The sequence below is a fragment of the Sphingobacterium mizutaii genome (assembly GCF_900187125.1).
Taxonomy (GTDB): domain Bacteria; phylum Bacteroidota; class Bacteroidia; order Sphingobacteriales; family Sphingobacteriaceae; genus Sphingobacterium; species Sphingobacterium mizutaii.
In genome coordinates this window covers 3,671,505-3,690,478 of sequence record NZ_LT906468.1, presented here as the reverse complement: position 1 = coordinate 3,690,478, position 18,974 = coordinate 3,671,505, and the positions used below count along the sequence as shown (strand labels likewise).

Annotated in this window: 14 protein-coding genes; 9 read left to right on the top strand and 5 right to left on the bottom strand. The window is 40.4% G+C overall.

The window, feature by feature from the left end; all coding sequences use genetic code 11:
• Positions 1-193: 193 nt before the first annotated feature.
• Genes rhaT through CKW03_RS15925 form a run of 4 tightly spaced genes read left to right on the top strand, consistent with a single transcriptional unit; the run spans position 194 to position 6,065 of the window.
• Positions 194-1,267, top strand: a complete 1,074-nt coding sequence (rhaT, locus tag CKW03_RS15940) for an L-rhamnose/proton symporter RhaT (RefSeq protein WP_093100228.1) — start codon at positions 194-196, stop codon at positions 1,265-1,267.
• Positions 1,268-1,287: 20 nt separating this feature from the next.
• The gene (locus CKW03_RS15935) at positions 1,288-3,396 is read left to right on the top strand and encodes a bifunctional aldolase/short-chain dehydrogenase (protein ID WP_093100226.1); all 2,109 of its coding nucleotides are present in this window, start codon (positions 1,288-1,290) and stop codon (positions 3,394-3,396) included.
• 30 nt (positions 3,397-3,426) lie between these two features.
• Positions 3,427-4,701, top strand: a complete 1,275-nt coding sequence (locus CKW03_RS15930) for a sugar isomerase (RefSeq protein WP_093100224.1) — start codon at positions 3,427-3,429, stop codon at positions 4,699-4,701.
• 8 nt (positions 4,702-4,709) lie between these two features.
• The gene (locus tag CKW03_RS15925; protein ID WP_093100222.1) at positions 4,710-6,065 is read left to right on the top strand and encodes an FGGY-family carbohydrate kinase; all 1,356 of its coding nucleotides are present in this window, start codon (positions 4,710-4,712) and stop codon (positions 6,063-6,065) included.
• 150 nt (positions 6,066-6,215) lie between these two features.
• On the opposite strand, the gene lolA1 is transcribed toward CKW03_RS15925, so the two are convergent.
• A complete protein-coding gene (gene lolA1, locus CKW03_RS15920) occupies positions 6,216-6,860 on the bottom strand; it encodes an outer membrane lipoprotein periplasmic chaperone LolA1 (RefSeq protein WP_093100220.1) in 645 nt (214 codons plus the stop codon).
• A 3-nt stretch (positions 6,861-6,863) separates the two neighbouring features.
• The gene (locus CKW03_RS15915) at positions 6,864-9,467 is read right to left on the bottom strand and encodes an FtsK/SpoIIIE family DNA translocase (protein ID WP_093100218.1); all 2,604 of its coding nucleotides are present in this window, start codon (positions 9,465-9,467) and stop codon (positions 6,864-6,866) included.
• A 212-nt stretch (positions 9,468-9,679) separates the two neighbouring features.
• Here CKW03_RS15915 and CKW03_RS15910 point away from each other — a divergent pair, with 212 nt between their 5' ends.
• Complete coding sequence (locus CKW03_RS15910) at positions 9,680-10,378, top strand: DUF4397 domain-containing protein (protein ID WP_093100217.1); 699 nt, start codon at positions 9,680-9,682, stop codon at positions 10,376-10,378.
• Positions 10,379-10,448: 70 nt separating this feature from the next.
• Here CKW03_RS15910 and tyrS read toward each other — a convergent pair whose 3' ends face one another.
• The gene (tyrS, locus tag CKW03_RS15905; RefSeq protein ID WP_093100215.1) at positions 10,449-11,729 is read right to left on the bottom strand and encodes a tyrosine--tRNA ligase; all 1,281 of its coding nucleotides are present in this window, start codon (positions 11,727-11,729) and stop codon (positions 10,449-10,451) included.
• Positions 11,730-11,813: 84 nt separating this feature from the next.
• Between tyrS and CKW03_RS15900 the strand changes: the two genes are divergently transcribed.
• Together CKW03_RS15900 and CKW03_RS15895 are read left to right on the top strand one after the other, a co-directional pair.
• On the top strand, positions 11,814-12,497 hold the full coding sequence (locus CKW03_RS15900; protein ID WP_093100214.1) for an ACP phosphodiesterase: 684 nt from the start codon (positions 11,814-11,816) through the stop codon (positions 12,495-12,497).
• Between the two features lie 41 nt (positions 12,498-12,538).
• Complete coding sequence (locus tag CKW03_RS15895; protein WP_093100212.1) at positions 12,539-14,230, top strand: amino acid permease; 1,692 nt, start codon at positions 12,539-12,541, stop codon at positions 14,228-14,230.
• Positions 14,231-14,277: 47 nt separating this feature from the next.
• Here the strand turns inward: CKW03_RS15895 and CKW03_RS15890 are convergent, their stop codons facing one another.
• Complete coding sequence (locus tag CKW03_RS15890; RefSeq protein WP_093100211.1) at positions 14,278-16,218, bottom strand: KUP/HAK/KT family potassium transporter; 1,941 nt, start codon at positions 16,216-16,218, stop codon at positions 14,278-14,280.
• Positions 16,219-16,423: 205 nt separating this feature from the next.
• Here CKW03_RS15890 and CKW03_RS15885 point away from each other — a divergent pair, with 205 nt between their 5' ends.
• Positions 16,424-16,870: a T9SS type A sorting domain-containing protein gene (locus tag CKW03_RS15885; protein WP_093100209.1), complete on the top strand. Its 447-nt coding sequence runs from the start codon at positions 16,424-16,426 to the stop codon at positions 16,868-16,870.
• 137 nt (positions 16,871-17,007) lie between these two features.
• Here the strand turns inward: CKW03_RS15885 and CKW03_RS15880 are convergent, their stop codons facing one another.
• On the bottom strand, positions 17,008-18,297 hold the full coding sequence (locus CKW03_RS15880; protein ID WP_093100208.1) for a citrate synthase: 1,290 nt from the start codon (positions 18,295-18,297) through the stop codon (positions 17,008-17,010).
• A 313-nt stretch (positions 18,298-18,610) separates the two neighbouring features.
• Here CKW03_RS15880 and CKW03_RS15875 point away from each other — a divergent pair, with 313 nt between their 5' ends.
• On the top strand, positions 18,611-18,973 hold the full coding sequence (locus CKW03_RS15875; protein WP_093100206.1) for a BlaI/MecI/CopY family transcriptional regulator: 363 nt from the start codon (positions 18,611-18,613) through the stop codon (positions 18,971-18,973).
• Position 18,974: the final 1 nt, after the last annotated feature.

Sequence of the window (18,974 nt, the reverse complement as noted above, 5' to 3'; positions counted from 1 at the left end):
GACCATCGGGACAATGATCTTGGTCCATCTGGTGGGTGAGCGGAGTCGAACCCCGAATCCCTTGAATCCTGGTTCAATTATCTAATGCCTTATGTCTAAATTACCAACAGCATGACAGTGCATAACAGTTGAATGAAAGAATTAAAATATCTTCGAAATAACTTAAAAAACCTAAATCACTTTTTGATCACGTATGAATGCAATTGCAGGAGTAATATTTCATTTTATTGGTGGCTTTGCGTCTGGAAGTTTTTACGTTCCGTTTAAGAAAGTAAAAGGCTGGTCTTGGGAGGCTATGTGGATTTTAGGTGGTTTGTTTTCCTGGATCATTGTTCCGCCGATTGCAGCATGGTTGACCATCCCTAATTTTTGGAATATTATCAACGATACAGGAAGCAGCATTTTGGGATATACATTTCTGTTTGGGATATTGTGGGGAATAGGAGGCTTGACATACGGTTTGGGAGTGAGATATTTAGGGGTTTCCCTGGGGAGTAGTGTGATACTGGGGCTTAGTATGGTTTTTGGATCATTGATGCCTGCGATCTATTATTTTTTCAATAAGACTGATGGGAAACATGGTATTGATTACTTCTTTACGGAGAATGCAGGGATATGTGTGATGGTAGGCTTATTGGTCTGTGTGGTTGGGATTTATTTATGTGGGAAGGCCGGTGTATTGAAGGAGAGGAGTTTGGGTGCCTTGGCATCGGAGGCTAAAGCGGATTATAATTTTGGGCTGGGGATTGTAGTCGCTATAGTATCTGGGGTGTTGAGTGCCTGTTTTAATTTTGGGATAGAATCGGGCAAACCTATGGCAGAGGTCGCCAATAATTTATGGAAGTCTGCCAATCCGGGGCAAGGTGAGTTTTTGTATCAAAACAATGTGACCTATATCGTTATCCTTTGGGGCGGATTTACTACGAATTTTTTATGGTGCCTGTACCTATTGATCAAGAACCATTCGTTTGTAGATTATACGAAAAAGAATGTTCCATTAGGAAAGAACTTTTTGCTCTGCGCCATAGCAGGCACAACATGGTACCTACAGTTCTTTTTCTATGGCATGGGTGAGAGTAGGTTGGGCAATGGGGCGAGTTCCTGGATATTGCACATGGCATTTATTATCTTGATTTCGAATGCCTGGGGAATTGCCTTGAAGGAATGGAAAGGTGTCAGTAAACCAACATATACAGCGATAATCGCTGGAATAGCCACTATCATTTTATCGATATGCATAGTGGGATTTGCGAAAACATTAGAATAATAAACTAAATACATATAACTGTGAGAACATACAAACACGTTAATTATTTATGGGACGATGAGTACGCTCAACAGCTTGCGGGTGATGAGGTAGCTCTGTTATTATACCGTTCTAACATTTTAGGATCGGATTTAAGGATTACCAATTACGGCGGAGGGAATACCTCTTGCAAAGTAATGGACAAGGACCCCTTGACAGGTGAGGAGGTAGAGGTAATGTGGATCAAAGGTTCGGGAGGGGATATAGGGACATTGAAGAAGTCAGGCCTAGCTGCTTTATATGTAGATAGGCTTCGGGATCTTGAAAAAGTTTATCGAGGGATAGAACATGAGGACGAGATGGTTGAACTGTTCAACCACTGTATCTTTGATCTGGCTTCGAAAGCGCCTTCGATCGATACCCCTTTACATGGATTTTTACCATTCAAACATATTGACCACCTTCACCCCGATGCAGCGATTGCTATAGCAGCGGCAAAGGATGGCAAGAAGATTACGCAAGAGCTTTTCAACGGGACCATTGGTTGGGTTGATTGGCAAAAACCAGGCTTCGACCTTGGTCTGCAATTGCGTGAATGTCTTGAGGAAAATCCTGGTATCCGTGGTATCATGTTGGGTTCCCATGGTCTATTTACTTGGGGCGATAATGCCAAGGATTGCTATATCAATTCTTTGGATGTGATTGAGGCATGTGCGAATTACCTTGAAGAAAACTATGGTAAGAACAGGGCGATTTTCGGCGGTCAGAAAGTGGAAAGTCTGGATCCTAAAGGAAGACAAGTACAGGCAGCTAAAATAGCACCTATTTTAAGAGGGTTTTGTTCCAGTGAACGCCACATGATTGGTCATTTTACAGATGACCACCGTGTACTGGAATATATTAACTCCAATGATCTGGAGAAATTGGCGCCATTAGGTACCAGCTGTCCGGATCATTTCTTGAGAACTAAAATACAGCCCTTGATCCTGAACTTGGACAAAGAGGAAGACTTGAGTGATGTAAATGCACTGAAGGAGAAACTTGCGCCTTTGTTTGAGGATTATAGAGCGATGTATACAGAATATTATGAGTCCTGTAAACATCCGAATAGCCCTGCGATCAGGGATAGAAATCCGGTGATCATTATTTATCCTGGAATTGGGATGTTTGCCTTTGCTAAGGACAAACAGACGGCAAGGGTAGCAGCTGAGTTCTATACCAATGCGATCAATGTCATGAAAGGTTCGGAGGCTGTAAGTGAATATACTTCCTTGCCTAGGCAAGAGGCCTTCAATATTGAATACTGGTTGTTGGAAGAAGCGAAATTACAGCGTATGCCAAAACCAAAGGCCTTATCGGGAAGAATTGCCTTGGTAACAGGTAGTGCAGGCGGAATAGGTAAGGCTATCGCCAAGAAATTTGCAGAAGAAGGAGCGGTTATCGTGTTGAATGACCTGAATGCGGAACGATTGGCTGGTGCTAAAAAAGAATTTGAGGCTGCCTTTGGAAATGACAATGTAGTATCTGTACCTTTAGATGTAACCAATGAAGAGCAGATCAAAGTCGCATTTGAAAAAGCATGTTTGAATTATGCGGGTATTGATATCGTGGTAAACAATGCAGGTCTTTCTATTTCAAAAACTATTGAAGATCATACCGAAAAAGATCTTGACCTTTTATACGATGTTTTGGTGAAAGGACAGTTTTATGTCACCCAACAAGCAGTACGCGTTATGAAGTCGCAAGGAGTAGGTGGTGATATTCTCAATATAGTTAGTAAGAATGCATTGGTGAGCGGCCCTAATAATGCCGGATACGGCAGTGCGAAAGCCAGTCAGTTACACCTTAGCCGATTAAATGCTGCGGAGTTAGGTCCGGATAAGATCAGGGTGAACGTGGTTAATCCAGATGCGGTTATTTCAGATAGTAATATCTGGGCTGGAGGATGGGCTGAGGGAAGAGCAAAAGCCTATGGCATCTCTGTGGAAGAATTGCCGGCATTCTATGCCAAACGTACCTTGTTGAATGAGGTTATCCTTCCTGAAGATATTGCCAATGCATGTTTTGCCTTTGTTGGAGGATTGTTGAACAAGTCAACCGGGAATGTATTGAATGTGGATGGTGGCGTTGCGATGGCTTTTGTGAGGTAAGAGCCCTATCCAAAATATAAAGCAGATACGATGAGAATTGCGAAAGAACAGATTGAAATACACAATAAGAGATTGGAAAGTAGGCATCAGCGTGCTTTCCAATTTCTGAAAGAAGATATTCAAGGGATTGAAGCTATTGTATCGAAGTTGGAAAAGTTTCAGATCGCCATACCGAGTTGGGCATTGGGAACGGGGGGTACTCGTTTCGGTCGATTTACAGGTAAGGGTGAGCCTGGAACTTTAGAAGAAAAGATTGAAGATGTAGGTTTATTGCATGCCTTAAACAGGTCGAGTGGTGCCATTTCATTGCATATCCCTTGGGATATCCCTAAAGATTCCCAAAAGATCAAGGATTTGGCGGCTTCTTTTGATTTGAAATTTGATGCGGTAAACTCCAATACTTTTCAGGACCAGAAGGATCAGGAATTAAGCTATAAGCATGGTTCTTTGCATCATGTGGATCCGAAGGTCAGGAGACAGGCGGTGGAGCATAATAAAGAAGTCATCGATCATGGTATAGCCTTGGGATCAAAAGCGTTGACCGTTTGGTTGGCGGATGGTTCTTCCTTTCCAGGTCAATTGAATTTTCGGGAAGCTTTTCAGCATACTTTAGAAAGCCTGAAGGAAATCTATGCCCATCTACCAGAAGATTGGAAGCTATTTGTAGAGTATAAAGCTTTTGAACCCTTCTTTTATTCTATGACCATTGGAGATTGGGGGCAATCCTTGTTATTGGCCAGTAAATTGGGGCCTAAGGCATTTACACTGGTTGATCTGGGACATCATCTCCCTAATGCGAATATAGAGCAGATTGTTTCTTTATTGCTGATGGAAGGAAAGTTAGGTGGTTTCCATTTCAATGACAGTAAATATGCTGACGATGACCTTACGGCCGGAGCAATTAAGCCTTACCAACTGTTTTTGATCTTCAATGAATTGGTGGAGGGAATGGATGCCCGAGGTATGGACCATGCCAGTGATTTGGGTTGGATGATCGATGCTTCGCATAACCTGAAAGATCCATTGGTTGATTTATTGCAATCCGTTGAGGCAATTATGATTGCCTATGCGCAGGCACTATTGGTGGATCGTAAGGCATTGAAAGAAGCTCAACAAAACAATGATATCGTAAAAGCACAGAATATATTGCAAGATGCATTTCGCACGGATGTTCGTCCGATCGTAGCGGAGGCAAGATTAAGGGCTGGAGCAGCTTTGGATCCTTTGCAACTGTTTGATGAATTAAACGTTAGGACGCAATTGGTAAAAGAAAGAGGTGAAAACTCGGTAGCAACTGGATTATAGCATATAGAATGGGACAAAAAGAACGTATACCTGTTGTTGCCATTTTTGATGTTGGCAAAACGAACAAAAAGTTGTTCTTGTTTGATGAACATTATCAGATCGTTTTTGAGAAGTCAGCGCGCTTTTTGGAAACGGTAGATGAGGATGGGGATCCTTGTGAAAATATTGAGAGTTTAAGGTTGTCCGTATTTGACTCCTTGCATGAGATTTTCCGTAAAACGGAATTTGAAGTCAAAGCAATCAATTTTACGGCTTATGGAGCCAGTTTTGTGCTGATCCGAGAGGATGGACAGCCTTTGACTCCTCTGTACAATTACCTGAAGGAATATCCGCAGGAACTGAAAGATGAACTCCATAATCATTATGGAGGATTGGAAAAATTCAGTTTGGATACTGCATCTCCGGATTTAGGAAGCCTGAATTCAGGTCTGCAATTGTTTCGAGTGAAAAAAGAAAGGCCGAAGGTATTCGATGAAATCCATTGTGCGCTTCATCTCCCGCAATACCTTAGTTTTTTGCTGTCTGGAAAGCTTTATTCGGATAAAACCAGCATAGGTTGCCATACAGCATTATGGGACTACAATAAGCAGGATTATCACCAATGGGTGAAAGATAATGGCGTTGATAAAAAGTTGGCGCCGGTTGTGCAAGCGGATGAGGTGTTTTCGGCGAATTTTCCGGGGAGTACCTTCCTGATCGGTTCTGGTCTTCATGATAGTTCATCGGCTTTGATACCGTATTTATTGAATTTCCACGAGCCATTTGTGCTGATTTCTACCGGAACTTGGTGCATCTCGTTGAATCCATTCAACCATAGTCCACTGACTAAATCTGAGCTGGAACAGGACTGTTTGTTTTACCTGTCCTATGCGGGTGATCCTGTCAAAGCTTCGCGTTTATTTGCAGGTCATGAACATGATGTGCAATCGAAGCGGATAGCTGATCATTTCGGTGTAACCACTGCCAAGTTCAGGAATATGGAGATTGATTGGGACTTGATCAAGGCTTTACAAACCGAGGAGCTATCTGATGAGTTGGATGCTTTCTCAAAACTGGATTTAAGCCAGTTTAAGGACTTTAAAGAAGCTTATCACTCCTTTATGTTGCATTTGGTCAAGGCGCAGGTGCGATCGACCAATTTGATCATGAATGAAGGAAAGATCAGTAGGGTGTTTGTGGATGGTGGATTCAGTAAGAATTCGATCTATATGAACCTATTGGCGAAGGAGTATCCGGAGGTGGAGGTTTATGCCGCATCCATGGCACAAGCTACAGCTGTAGGGGCAGCCTTGGCGATACATGAGCATTGGAATTCATTGCCAGTGCCAAACGACCTGATTGAGCTTCGCTTTTTCAGGGCATAGATTAGAATTTTCATTATATTTTTTTAGAATAAGTATAAAAGGGCCTCGACTAAGAGGCTTTTTTATTTAGGGACTTAAAAACCATCGGTATCAAAAAGGCGAGCAACTTTGGGTTGACTCGCCTTTTTATTATATGAAATGTTTGGTTTCTTAACGTAAATCTACCACTTCAAAGCCTGGGTAATTTCCTTTGTTGAATTGGAAAGTTGAGCTAGCAATAGGGCTGTTGACATAAAGTCCATTGATGGTATATGTATATTTTGCACCAGATTTGTCAAAGATGGTTACATCATGGATGTGTTTGTTCTTGTTGATGCGAACCTGGATCTTTGAATAGTTGCTTTTTGCATCTTCAGGAGTCAAGTCGATTGCAGTCAGTTTTCCTGCCGCAGCATCCGACTGATTGGAGGAACTTCCGAATTTATATCCTGATTTGTAGAAGGTGAAAATATTGTTGGGTCCAATGGCTTGTCCTGAGTTATCAGCTTCAGAGACCTGAACTTCTTTATCTTCTTTAAGAACAGACCAAGTGGATTTGCCATCGGATATCAGATCCTGTGCTGCTAATGAAATCTTATACTGATTGGAAGGTTTGTTCAAGAACAGCTTTCCTTTATCGGTATAATTCTCACCATTAGCTTGAGTGGCTTTAAAAGTAAATTCAGACTGGATGGTTTTGTAACCATCGTATTTTTGGGACACTTCATCCAAGATTTTCTTGGCTGAACCATTTTGTCCGAACGCTAATGTTGCACTGAAAAGGGCAACAAATACATACATAAATCTCATCATCATTAATTAATCTTTTCTTAATGTTTCCAAATATTGTTCCAATGAGTATTCATCTGGATAGAGCACCTCGCGTGCTTTACTACCTTCAAAAGGACCTACAATACCTGCAGCTTCCAATTGATCGATGATTCTACCAGCGCGGTTGTAACCTAATTTTAACTTGCGCTGAATCAATGATGTTGAGCCTTGTTGATGCATAACGATCAGCCTTGCAGCTTCTTCAAACAACTGATCTCTGTCGGACAAGTCGAAATCCGATAAACCTGAACCTTCACCATTTTCATCAATGTACTCTGGCAATAGGTGGGCAGATGGATAACCACGTTGGGATCCGATGAAATCAGAAATCTGATCGACCTCAGGGGTATCGACAAAGGCACACTGGATACGGATTAGGTCACTACCTGTTGCAAGCAACATGTCACCACGACCAATCAATTGGTCTGCACCGCCACTATCCAAGATGGTCCTTGAGTCGGTTTTCGAAAGTACCCTAAATGCAAGTCGAGCTGGGAAGTTAGCTTTGATCGTACCTGTAATGATATTCACGGAAGGTCTTTGGGTTGCAATGACCAAGTGGATACCTACGGCACGGGCTAACTGAGCAAGACGAGCGATAGGTGTTTCTACCTCCTTACCGGCTGTCATGATCAAATCGGCAAACTCATCAATTATAAGAACTATAAATGGTAAGAATCGATGACCCTCCTCAGGGTTTAATCGACGATTGATAAATTTTGCATTATATTCCTTCAAATTCCTTACCTGAGCATTTTTTAATAGATCATAACGTTGATCCATCTCAATACAAAGTGAATTTAAGGTGTTGATTACTTTTTTCGTATCGGTAATGATAGGTTCATCCTCATTAGGCAGTTTTGCCAAGAAATGTCTTTCGATTTTCTTGAATAAGGATAACTCTACCTTCTTAGGGTCGACAAGGACAAACTTTAACTCTGCTGGGTGTTTTTTGTAAAGCAGGGAAGTTAAGATGGCGTTGATACCAACCGATTTACCCTGACCTGTAGCACCCGCTACCAATAAGTGTGGCATTTTAGCCAAATCGGCAATATATACCTCATTGGAGATAGTTTTTCCTAAAGCAATAGGTAAGTCCATATCCGACTTCTGGAATTTCTCGGTTGTCAGGATAGAGCGCATTGAAACCATTTCAGGAGTTGAGCTTGGTACCTCGATACCAATGGTTCCTTTACCCGGCATTGGCGCAATGATACGGATACCTAAAGCCGCTAAGCTAAGGGCAATATCATCTTCCAAATTCTTGATCTTAGAAATACGGACCCCTGGTTTCGGGATAATCTCGTACAGAGTCACCGTTGGACCGATGGTAGCCTTGATATGTTCGATTTCAATGCTGTAGTTCCTCAGGGTCTCTACAATTCTATTTTTATTGGCTTCGAGTTCTTGTTGGTTGATGGTGATTTTGCCAGAACCATAATCTTTCAATAGATCTAATCCAGGATATTGATAGCCTGAAAGGTCTAGTTTAGGGTCATATTCTCCAAATTTCTCCACTAAGTCATTGGCAGAGATCGGTTTTTCTTCAATGACTCTTTCCACCGTTAATGCGGGTTCAGCAGCTTCTTCAGTTTTCTTTGCTGGGGCAGGAGGAGGTTCGATACTGAGTTCGATTTCCTTCTGTTGGTTCTCCACGAAGTTAGTGTTTGGCTTGATTGCATTTACGTTCAAAGGAAGCGAAACTGGAGTTTCTTCTTCTTTATTGCTCGTGAATTCTACACTGCCGATTTCATCCTCTTCTTCATCGGGAACAGCATAAGTATCTGTTGCGATATTTTGCTGGGTATTTGTCTTGATCTTGTTGTTGACCGTACTGTAGTTTTGGTCATCCTCTTCAAATTCTTCATCCTCGTCTTCCAATTGTTTTTTAGAAGATTGGAAAGAGAACCTTAAATCGTAATTGTACAACAACACTAATGCGGTCAAGAAAATAAAGACCAGCAATCCACCTGTTCCTACGGTTCCAATTTGGTTTTTCAGGATCTGATTGGTCCAAAAACCGAATTTACCTTCTAGGATATGTGGGGTATTGGATATAAAATCTTGGGCAAAGCCAAGTGTAATCGACAAAAGGATAATGGCAACCAGCGAATAGATCACTGTTTTCCATACTGGAAGGATGGATCTTTTGTACAGGAATTTGTATCCGATAACAAATAAGACCAAAATAAAGAGGAAGGAAGCAACTCCGAACCACTCATACATGAATTGGTTGGCTAGAAGGGCACCGAACTTTCCGAGTTTGTTTTGAACGATCGGTGTTTCTATGGTTTCATCGTGGATTTCGTCTGTTGTTTGCATTAAAGTGCTCCATCCGCCATTGCTTTGGGCGATGTAGCTTTGGTCAGACTGCCAAGTGAACAAATAGGAAACAAAAGCAACAGTGAATAGGCCAGCGAGCAATAGCAGGAATAGGCCTAATATTTTGAGAGCCTTTCTTTGACCTTCAGAAAAGTTGAATTGATCAAAAGACTTGGTTTTTGCTCTTTTTTGATATGAAATAGTAGTGTTCTTCGTCTTCTTAGTCCCAGTGCTACCACTACCGTTTTTAAATGTATTTAATTTAGCCATTAATATGACGTGATTTACGTTAGTACAAACTTAAAAAAAAACTTTTAGGATTCAATTTTGTAGGTCATTAACGAGCTAGGTAGAATGTCCTGTGTAAAACAATTGGAATCGGTCAAGCTATTGCATAAATAGTTCATTGATTTGAATTCATTGAGCTGTAGCAATAAGCTCTCCAAATTCGTTGTATCTTTGAATATAAAGATTTTTGAAGTATGTTTCCAAGAAATAAAAATTTGCTGGCTATTGTCTTGTTGTGTTTTTCAATTTTCATACAGAGTTGTGCAAAGGATGATGGAATAAGTCCTGAAAATTTAGAAGGCCGTGATGGTTTTTCGGGAATTGCAGCCTTCAATGCTATTGGAAAAAACAGTCTTATACTTTTTATAGATGATAAACAAATCAATAAGGAAGGTGACTATTTGAATACAGGGGGATACTTAGGCCACCGTACTATATTTCCAGGGAAAAGGTCCTTAGAACTGAAAACTGAGGGAGGTGAAGTGTTGTATGCTACAGAGAAGGTGTTCCTAAGTCCAAAAATGTATACTTTCTTTTTCTTTGGTGAAAACAAGTACGAATCACTTGTTACAGAGGATGATGTAATCAAGGCTGATCCTGGGAAGATGAAAATAAGGTTGGTAAACCTAGTTTTGGATTCCAAACTGAAGTTAGATTTTAAATACCTGACTTCAACGGTAAGTCATAATCTGGAGGATAGGGTTTTTGGATTAAATGAATATGCTTCGAAGGAAGATTTTAAGTTCAAAATCACTTCAACTGACCAGAAATATGAGGATATTGAAATCCCTTTGGATGGAAAGGATCGCTCGGTAATTTCAGTCGTTTTGTACTCTGACCTTCAGGTGGAAGGAGATAAGAAAGTGATAAAATATAAGATATTGGAACTCTAAGAAGGGATAGAAATAAAAAAAGAAAGCCCGTAATCAGCAGATTACGGGCTTTCTTTTTTTATTCTGATGCTTATGCTACAGTGATTAAGTAGTAGTTCTTTTTACCACGTTGAGCTATAAGGTATTTATCATTGATCAAATTGCTGGTGTTTACAACCAATTCAATGTCGGTCAATTTCTCGCGGTTCAATGAAACGCCTCCACCTTGCAACATTTTTCTGGCCTCACCTTTGGAAGGGAACACTTGTGTCTCAACCAATAGGTCTAAAATATTGATGCCTTCAGCTAATTTTGCTCTATCCAAATTGGATTGAGGAACACCGTCGAACACTTCAAGTACGGCTTCATGATCTAAGTTAGCCAAGAAAGAAAGGTCTCCGTTTCCGAAAAGGAATTCGGAAGTTTTAACCGCTGTTTCGTAGTCTAATTCAGAGTGCGTACGGGTTGTGATGTCCTTAGCCAAAGCTTTTTGAACAATTCTCAAGTGAGGCGCAGCATCATGCTCAGCGATGATGGCATCAATTTCTTCCTTGGTTTTCAAAGTAAAGATCTTGATCCAGTTTTTAGCGTCATCATCTGTTGCATTCAACCAGAATTGATAATATTTATAAGGAGAGGTTTTCTTAGCGTCCAACCATACCGCACCTGATTCGGTCTTGCCGAACTTCTGTCCGTCAGACTTTTTGATCAATTGCGTAGTTAATCCGAAAACAGTCCCTTGTTCTAATCTGCGAACGATTTCACTTCCAGTAACGATGTTACCCCATTGGTCAGAACCACCCATTTGGATTTTACAGTTCTGGTTTTTCCAAAGATAATAGAAGTCATAACCTTGAATTAATTGATAGGAGAACTCAGTGAAGGAAAGGCCGTTTTCGCCTTCCAAACGTTTCTTTACAGAATCTTTGGCCATCATATAATTCACGGTAATCAGCTTACCAACATCGCGGATGAAATCAAGGAAACTGAATTCCTTGAACCAATCGAAGTTGTTCACCATTTTTGCATCGGTATCACCTTCGCCAAATGTTAAGAATTTGGTCAATTGATGTTTCAAGGATGCAACATTGTGAGCTAACGTAGCTTCATCTAGAAGATTACGTTCAGCTGATTTGAATGAAGGGTCTCCGATCATTCCTGTCGCACCACCAACTAAGGCAATAGGCTTGTGGCCAGCATGTTGAAAGTGGATCAGGGTCATGATTTGAGTTAAATGACCAACATGTAGAGAATCGCCTGTCGGGTCGAAGCCGATATATCCCGCTACTTGTTCTTTGTTTAACAATTCTTCTGTTCCTGGCATGATGTCTTGAAGCATGCCTCTCCAGCGTAGTTCTTCTACAAAGTTCATAATATACCCTTAAGATTTTTATTTAAGTTGCAAAGATACGAGATTAAACTGTATCTTTCAGATATTAATTGTTTGATATAGCGGATGAATTTTCTCTCACATTTCTATTTTGAAAGGTTTGCAACTATCCCGGAGCGCGTCCTTGGCTCTTTGTTGCCAGACTTGTTGAAGAATGTAGATAAGTCCTATATCTTTCATCCCCAAAAATTCGAGGAACAACTCTTTGCCCACCCCTTGACCATGGAAATATCAGAAGGCTGGTACCGACATGTGGAGGTGGACAAGATCTTCCATAGTAGTGAATTCTTTTTGAACCATTGTCACCACCTGAGACGTAAGCTCGACCCTGTTTTGGAAGGTACTCCGATTCGTGGCACCTTCATGGCACACATCGCAGTGGAATTGATGTTGGATCATCTGTTGATCAAGCATCAGCTGGTCAATGTTTCGAGATTATATGAACACCTAGAAAATGTTCACCGACCAATTATGAAAAATTATTTGAAAACCATCGGTGTGGAAGATATTGATGGGTTTGTTGCCTTTTATGATAAATTCTTAGCATGGAAGTATATTTTTGATTATAAGGATCTTGATCAGATTTCAAAGCCACTGATCAATATTTCAAAACGTATCTGGACCTTTGAGACCCCAAAGGGAATACATGAAGGATTGACTGCAGTCCTGGTCGATTATTGCAATGAAGATATGAAGGATTTCAAAGATATCTACACATATATTCAGGATAACTTGACGTATTTGTCATAATTTTTTTCACTTTTGTTACTTGTCCAATAAATTAACTTAATATGGCTAATAGACTTTTCCGAAAGAAAAGCGTAGATCAAATTCTTTCAGACGCTGAACATGGTGGTTCTGGATTAGCAAAAATTTTAGGAGTTCGAGATTTAGTTTCCCTTGGTATTGCAGCCATCGTAGGGGCTGGTATTTTCAGTACCATCGGTTTGGCCAGCTACAATGGTGGTCCGGCCGTATCGCTGCTCTTCGTGTTTGTGGCTTTTGCCTGTGTGTTTACTGCTCTTTCCTATGCTCAGTTTGCGAGTACCGTGCCGGTTTCCGGTAGTGCATATACCTATGCTTATGTGGCATTTGGTGAATTGTTTGCATGGATTATAGGCTGGGCCCTGGTGCTCGAATATGCCGTTTCCAATATGGTGGTTGCCATTTCATGGTCGCAATACTTTGTTTCCATGCTGGAAGGCTTCGGTATCCATCTCCCCAAATGGATGACCATGGCGCCGGGTTATGCCCTGGATGCCCATCAGAAATTCCTGGAGGTCGGGATAGAAAACATGGAGAAGATCGATAAGGTTGCCCTGCAAGCTTATGATACGGCTCCAAGGATCTTGGATATTCCGATAATCTTTGATATGCCCGCCGGATTGATCACCTTCTTGGTGACTTGGCTAGTTTATATCGGGATCAAGGAATCCAGAAAAGCTAGTAATATCATGGTGTTGATCAAGATCGGGATTATCCTGGCGGTGATCATTGGTGGTATTTTCTTTGTAAAACCAGAGAACTGGACGCCGTTTGCACCGAATGGTATCGGCGGAGTAATGAGTGGGGTAGCAGCGGTATTCTTTGCTTTTATCGGTTTCGACTCCATTTCAACGACTGCGGAGGAGTGTAAGAATCCTCAAAGGGACCTTCCAAAGGCGATGATCTATTGTTTGTTGATCTGTGCAGTGCTCTATGTGGCGATCACCTTGGTGTTGACAGGGATGGTGAACTATAAAGAATTGAATGTTAAGGATCCTTTGGCTTATGTATTCGAATATGTAGGTTTTGACCACATGGCTGGGATTATATCAGTGACTTCCGTAATTGCGATTACCAGTGCTCTACTGGTGTTTCAGTTGGCTCAACCAAGGATTTGGATGACGATGAGTAGAGATGGATTGTTATGGAAGAAATTTGCAACCATTCACCCGAAGTATAAAACGCCTTCTTTTGCAACGATCGTTACTGGTATTGTGGTGGCCATTCCAGCCTTGTTCTTTAAGATGGATTTCTTTGTTGATTTGACGTCTGTAGGTACATTCTTCGCTTTTATCTTGGTGTGCTGTGGGGTATTGTATATGGATCATTCTGGATTGTCCAAACGTTCTAAGTTCAGAGTGCCTTATGTCAATGGAAAATACATCGTAGGGATTAGCTTGATTGTCGGATTGATCTTGGCGGTTAGGTTCAGTGGAGAGTCAATCTCGGATTGGATGAGCATGGGTTCCTCGGCGATCCTATTGCATAAATCTTTGGTGATCGTGTTTTGGTTGGCTTGGTTGGTGTTAAGCGTATTGAGCTTTAAATATAACTTTTCACTATTGCCGGTGATCGGAATCTTGGTAAACCTGTATTTGATGTCTGAATTAGGGGCGAGCAACTGGATTATCTTTATCCTATGGTTGTTGGGTGGTTTAGCCATATACTTTGGTTATGGCTATAGAAATTCGAAATTGAGAAATATCGATACGAAATAGAAAAAGATAGAAAGAAATAGGAAAGGCTGCCATTTGGCAGCCTTTTTTTATAATCTAGTAAGTTTTACTTCCTCCGTATTAGGGATGGTGAGTGGAACTCGCTCAAGCGTAACAAAGCTGCTGTCGAGACCAAATCCCTTCTCTTCTGAAAGACTGAATTTCTTCAGGATCTTATAGATCTCAAGGATGATTTTCTCATTCCATTTCAGGAAGTGGGTTTTCGAAATCACTTTCTCTAGGACCACGAAGTTGAAATCTCCAGGGATATTGTGTTTCTTCAAAGTCTCGTAATTACTAGTGATATCAATTTCACCTTTTTTTACCATATCTTCAACAACCTTACGGAACAATAAACTGATCTTCTGTTCCTCACGGAAACCTAGGTGGAAGTCAATACGGATAAGCTTTCCGGGGATTAATTGAGTGACTTTATATTCCCTTGTGTGTGGGTTGTCCATTACATCCACGTGAACCAACCAATACACATCTGCACGCTTTGGTTTCTTGTTGATGATGGAATAAGTGATCTTAGCTTCTACTTCAGTCAGGTTATTTGCACTGGTCAAATAAACCAAATGAGAAGAGAACTGAGGAACGGTTTTATCCTCGCTCAGCTCAGATAGAATAGGGTAGTAGTCTTGGATATTGACAAATTTGACAAACCTGTTCTTGATCTTTCTTGCACCAAACCAGCTGTACATCACCACAAACAAGGTCAATGCAAGCAATAAGGTCAACCAACCACCATGAGCAATTTTACTGATATTACCTACCAAGAATGCTAATTCGATGACGGTGTATACAGATGCAAACAGACCAATCAAGATTGGGTTGATCCGTTTTCTGATCATGAAGACCGTCATGAGGATGGTGGTCATGATAAAGGTCAGGTTAATCGCTAGACCATAAGCGGCCTCCATATTACTTGACTCTTTGAAGATCAGGATAATCAACATACAGCCTAGATAAAGGATGAGGTTGACTGAAGGGACATAGATTTGACCTTTGTGGTCACTTGGATAACGAATAGCAACCTTTGGCCATATATTCAATCGTACAGCCTCTGCAATCAAGGTAAATGAACCCGAAATCATAGCCTGGCTGGCAATTACCGCAGCAATAGTCGCGATAGTAACCCCCCAGATAATAAACCAATCTGGCATGATTGCATAGAAAGGATTAACCTCCCCGATTTTAGTTCCAACATGACCTAACAACCAAGCGCCCTGTCCGAAGTAGTTGAAAATCAACATCAATTTTACATAGATCCAGCTGATACGGATATTTGATTTTCCGCAATGGCCCATGTCAGAATAAAGAGCCTCAGCTCCCGTGGTACAAAGGAAGATTGCTCCGATGATGAACCAAGCGTTTGGATAGTTTGCAAGTAATTGGTAAGCGTAGTACGGGTTAATGGCTTTCCAGATCTCAGGATTATGCCCTAAATAAGAAAATCCCAATATCCCTATCGTCGTAAACCAAATGAACATTAAAGGTCCGAATACACGGCCTACGATATTGGTTCCAAAACGTTGGATGATAAAAAGCATGGAAATGATCAGGACAACCACAGGAATGGTCGGGAAACCTGGAGTTTTGATTGCTAAACCTTCAACTGCGGAAGAGATGGTGATCGCTGGCGTGATCATCCCGTCTGCTAAGAGGGTGCTACCCCCGATGATGGCCGGAATAATCAACCATTTTGCTCTTTTTCGAACCAAGGAATAGAGGGATAAAATCCCGCCTTCACCTTTGTTGTCCGCGTTCAGGGTTATGATGACATATTTAACTGTGGTCTGCAACGTAAGCGTCCAGAAAATACAAGAAAGACCACCATAAATCATGATTTCTTGAATTTCACCTTTGTTAAAAATTGCTTTGAAAACGTAGAGGGGAGAAGTACCGATATCACCGAAAATGATACCTAGACTGATTAATAAACCTGTCCAGCTTAGGCGCTGTAGGTTTTGTTTATGATCTCCTGACATATATTTAATTATGTTTGATATCTTATCTGAATTAGAGGCGAAATTACAACTTTTAATGCGACAACGTATTTTCTTGTTAAAAATTGTTAAAGGCCCTAAAAAACTCCTGAAAAAAAGCTAAAATTAATTACTTTTGTATTAGGAATTCTCGAATTATTGTTTACATTTGATTAAACCATAACCTTAATCGAGTATCCATTGAAACATGAAATTAGAATTTAGAAATATATCACACCTTGCTATCTGTTCACTATGCCTATTAATCGGCTTAGGAGGTACAGCACAGGCTTCTAATTCTGAAGTTTCAACCCCACATTATTCCAGCTATTCAACACTTGAAGCTTCTTCATTTGATCTGAACAAGGCGAAAGAAGAAGACAATGACAAGCTTATCAATAATGTTAAAGTCTTCTACAATCCCATCTCAGAACAGATCTCTGTGACTTTCAAGCTCGCAAAGGTAAATAATATTACGATAAAAGTAATGGATGCCCTTGGGAATGAAGTCCTAAGTCTTCACAATGGTAGCTTAGATGCAGGAATGCAGAACTTGAGTTTTGATACCCAACAAAAACTTTCTGAAGGTTTTTACTTCGTGAGAGTGTCTGGAGGCTCAGAAACCATCGTTAAGCGTATTTCAATCAGACAATAATCGTTAGATTTATCATAAAATATTAAAGGCTCCTCATTGGGAGCCTTTTTTGATTGCTGTAGAAAATTATTGACATTCAATATAAAAGCCCAACCACTTTCTCAATGGTTGGGCTTTTAAATATGAATTGATAATTCTTATTTTCTATCTGAGATTTCTACATAAGGACGAAGGTTTTCGCCGATGTAAACTTGTCTTGGACGGCCGATAGGCTCTTTGTTATCACGCATCTCTTTCCATTGCGCAATCCATCCCGGAAGACGACCTAATGCGAACAATACAGTAAACATATCAGAATTGAATCCTAATGCACGGTAGATAATACCTGAATAGAAGTCTACGTTTGGATATAATTTACGATCGATGAAGTATTGGTCATTTAAAGCAGCTTCTTCAAGACGCTTAGCGATATCCAATACTGGATCTTGAACACCTAATTTCTCTAGAACGTCGTCACACGCTTTTTTGATGATCTTAGCACGCGGATCGAAGTTTTTGTAAACACGGTGACCGAATCCCATCAAACGGAAAGGATCGTTTTTGTCTTTTGCTTTCGCAAGGTATTTATCAGCATCACCACCATCTTCTTTGATTGCCTCAAGCATTTCGATTACTGCTTGGTTAGCACCGCCGTGCAATGGACCCCAAAGGGCATTGATACCAGCGGAGATAGAAGCATACATGTTGGCATTGGATGAGCCTACCATTCTTACTGTTGAGGTAGAACAGTTCTGTTCGTGGTCAGCATGTAAGATCAATAATTTATGCATAGCATCAATCACTAATGGATCGAATGTTTTGTCTTGGTTTACTTCACCAAAGATCATATTCAAGAAGTTCTCGATATAACCGAAGTTATTCTTAGGATAAACTACCGGATGACCTAATGATTTCTTTTGGATCCAAGAAACGATCGTAGGCATTTTAGCCAATAAGTTGATGATCGTTTTATTTTCTTCTTCTTCTGTTTGGTTAGGGTTTAGAGACTCTGGATAGAATGATGACAATGCACCTACTAAACAGGATAATTGACCCATTGGATGAGACTTCGATGGAAAACCTGCGAAGAAGTTTTTCATGTCCTCGTGGATCATCATCTGTGCCCTGATATCAGAACGGAATTTCTCTAATACGTCTTTTGTTGGTAGCTCACCGTAAATCAATAAATAAGCTACTTCCAAGAAAGTTGATTTTTCTGCTAAATCTTCAATCGCGTATCCTCTATATCTTAAGATACCTTTTTCTCCATCTAAAAAAGTGATGGCGCTCTTTGTAGAACCTGTGTTTTTGAATCCTGGATCTAAGGTAATGTATCCAGAAGAATCTCTTAATTTTGAAATATCTAGGGCTTTCTCATTTTCAGTTCCTGTGATAACAGGCATTTCATATGTAGACCCATTTAAGTTAATAGATGCAGTTTCAGACATAATCAAATTTCTTGTATTATTTGTGTTTTATACTTTTATCGTATTCTTACAAATGTATAAAATTGATTTCTATTTTCTGATGTATAATACGAATAATTATGACACAAAACAGTCATTTTAAGACAATTTATGTGTATTAATTAGATTACTTGTCCATTCAAGCCAAATCTTTGCTCAGATAGCCCTAATTCTCCTTTTTCAACCAATTACCTGCCTTAATCCGTTCATTCCCAGCTAGCCAAGCTGATAAAATATGTTAAAATATTTTGTAGTCTACGAAAAGTTCGTAATTTAGTGATAAATACGTAGAGCAATGGAAAAACTGACCGCACAAGAAGAAGAAGCAATGTTGTCAATCTGGCAATTAAACGGTGGATTTGTCCGCGAAATATTGGATAATTTGAAAGACAAAGAAATGCCTTATACCACCTTGGCCTCCACCATCCGAAACCTCGAAAAGAAAGGTTTCGTAAAGGCCGTTAAATACGCCAATGCAAAACGCTATGAACCTATATTGAATGCCGAGGAGTACAAGGCCAAATTCATGAATTCCTTTGTAGGCGATTATTTCAAAAACTCCTATAAAGAGATGGTTTCATTCTTCGTAAAAGAAGAGAAGCTGAGCCAAAAAGAATTGGAAGAAATCATGGAAATGATTAAGCATAATAAATCCTAAG

Bases quoted from the DNA above. Each gene is read 5' to 3' on its own strand.
- rhaT (WP_093100228.1), top strand. From the start codon at position 194: ATGAATGCAATTGCAGGAGTAATATTTCATTTTATTGGTGGCTTTGCG.
- CKW03_RS15930 (WP_093100224.1), top strand. From the start codon at position 3,427: ATGAGAATTGCGAAAGAACAGATTGAAATACACAATAAGAGATTGGAA.
- CKW03_RS15925 (WP_093100222.1), top strand. From the start codon at position 4,710: ATGGGACAAAAAGAACGTATACCTGTTGTTGCCATTTTTGATGTTGGC.
- lolA1 (WP_093100220.1), bottom strand. From the start codon at position 6,860: ATGATGATGAGATTTATGTATGTATTTGTTGCCCTTTTCAGTGCAACA.
- CKW03_RS15915 (WP_093100218.1), bottom strand. From the start codon at position 9,467: ATGGCTAAATTAAATACATTTAAAAACGGTAGTGGTAGCACTGGGACT.
- CKW03_RS15910 (WP_093100217.1), top strand. From the start codon at position 9,680: ATGTTTCCAAGAAATAAAAATTTGCTGGCTATTGTCTTGTTGTGTTTT.
- tyrS (WP_093100215.1), bottom strand. From the start codon at position 11,729: ATGAACTTTGTAGAAGAACTACGCTGGAGAGGCATGCTTCAAGACATC.
- CKW03_RS15900 (WP_093100214.1), top strand. From the start codon at position 11,814: ATGAATTTTCTCTCACATTTCTATTTTGAAAGGTTTGCAACTATCCCG.
- CKW03_RS15895 (WP_093100212.1), top strand. From the start codon at position 12,539: ATGGCTAATAGACTTTTCCGAAAGAAAAGCGTAGATCAAATTCTTTCA.
- CKW03_RS15890 (WP_093100211.1), bottom strand. From the start codon at position 16,218: ATGTCAGGAGATCATAAACAAAACCTACAGCGCCTAAGCTGGACAGGT.
- CKW03_RS15885 (WP_093100209.1), top strand. From the start codon at position 16,424: ATGAAATTAGAATTTAGAAATATATCACACCTTGCTATCTGTTCACTA.
- CKW03_RS15880 (WP_093100208.1), bottom strand. From the start codon at position 18,297: ATGTCTGAAACTGCATCTATTAACTTAAATGGGTCTACATATGAAATG.
- CKW03_RS15875 (WP_093100206.1), top strand. From the start codon at position 18,611: ATGGAAAAACTGACCGCACAAGAAGAAGAAGCAATGTTGTCAATCTGG.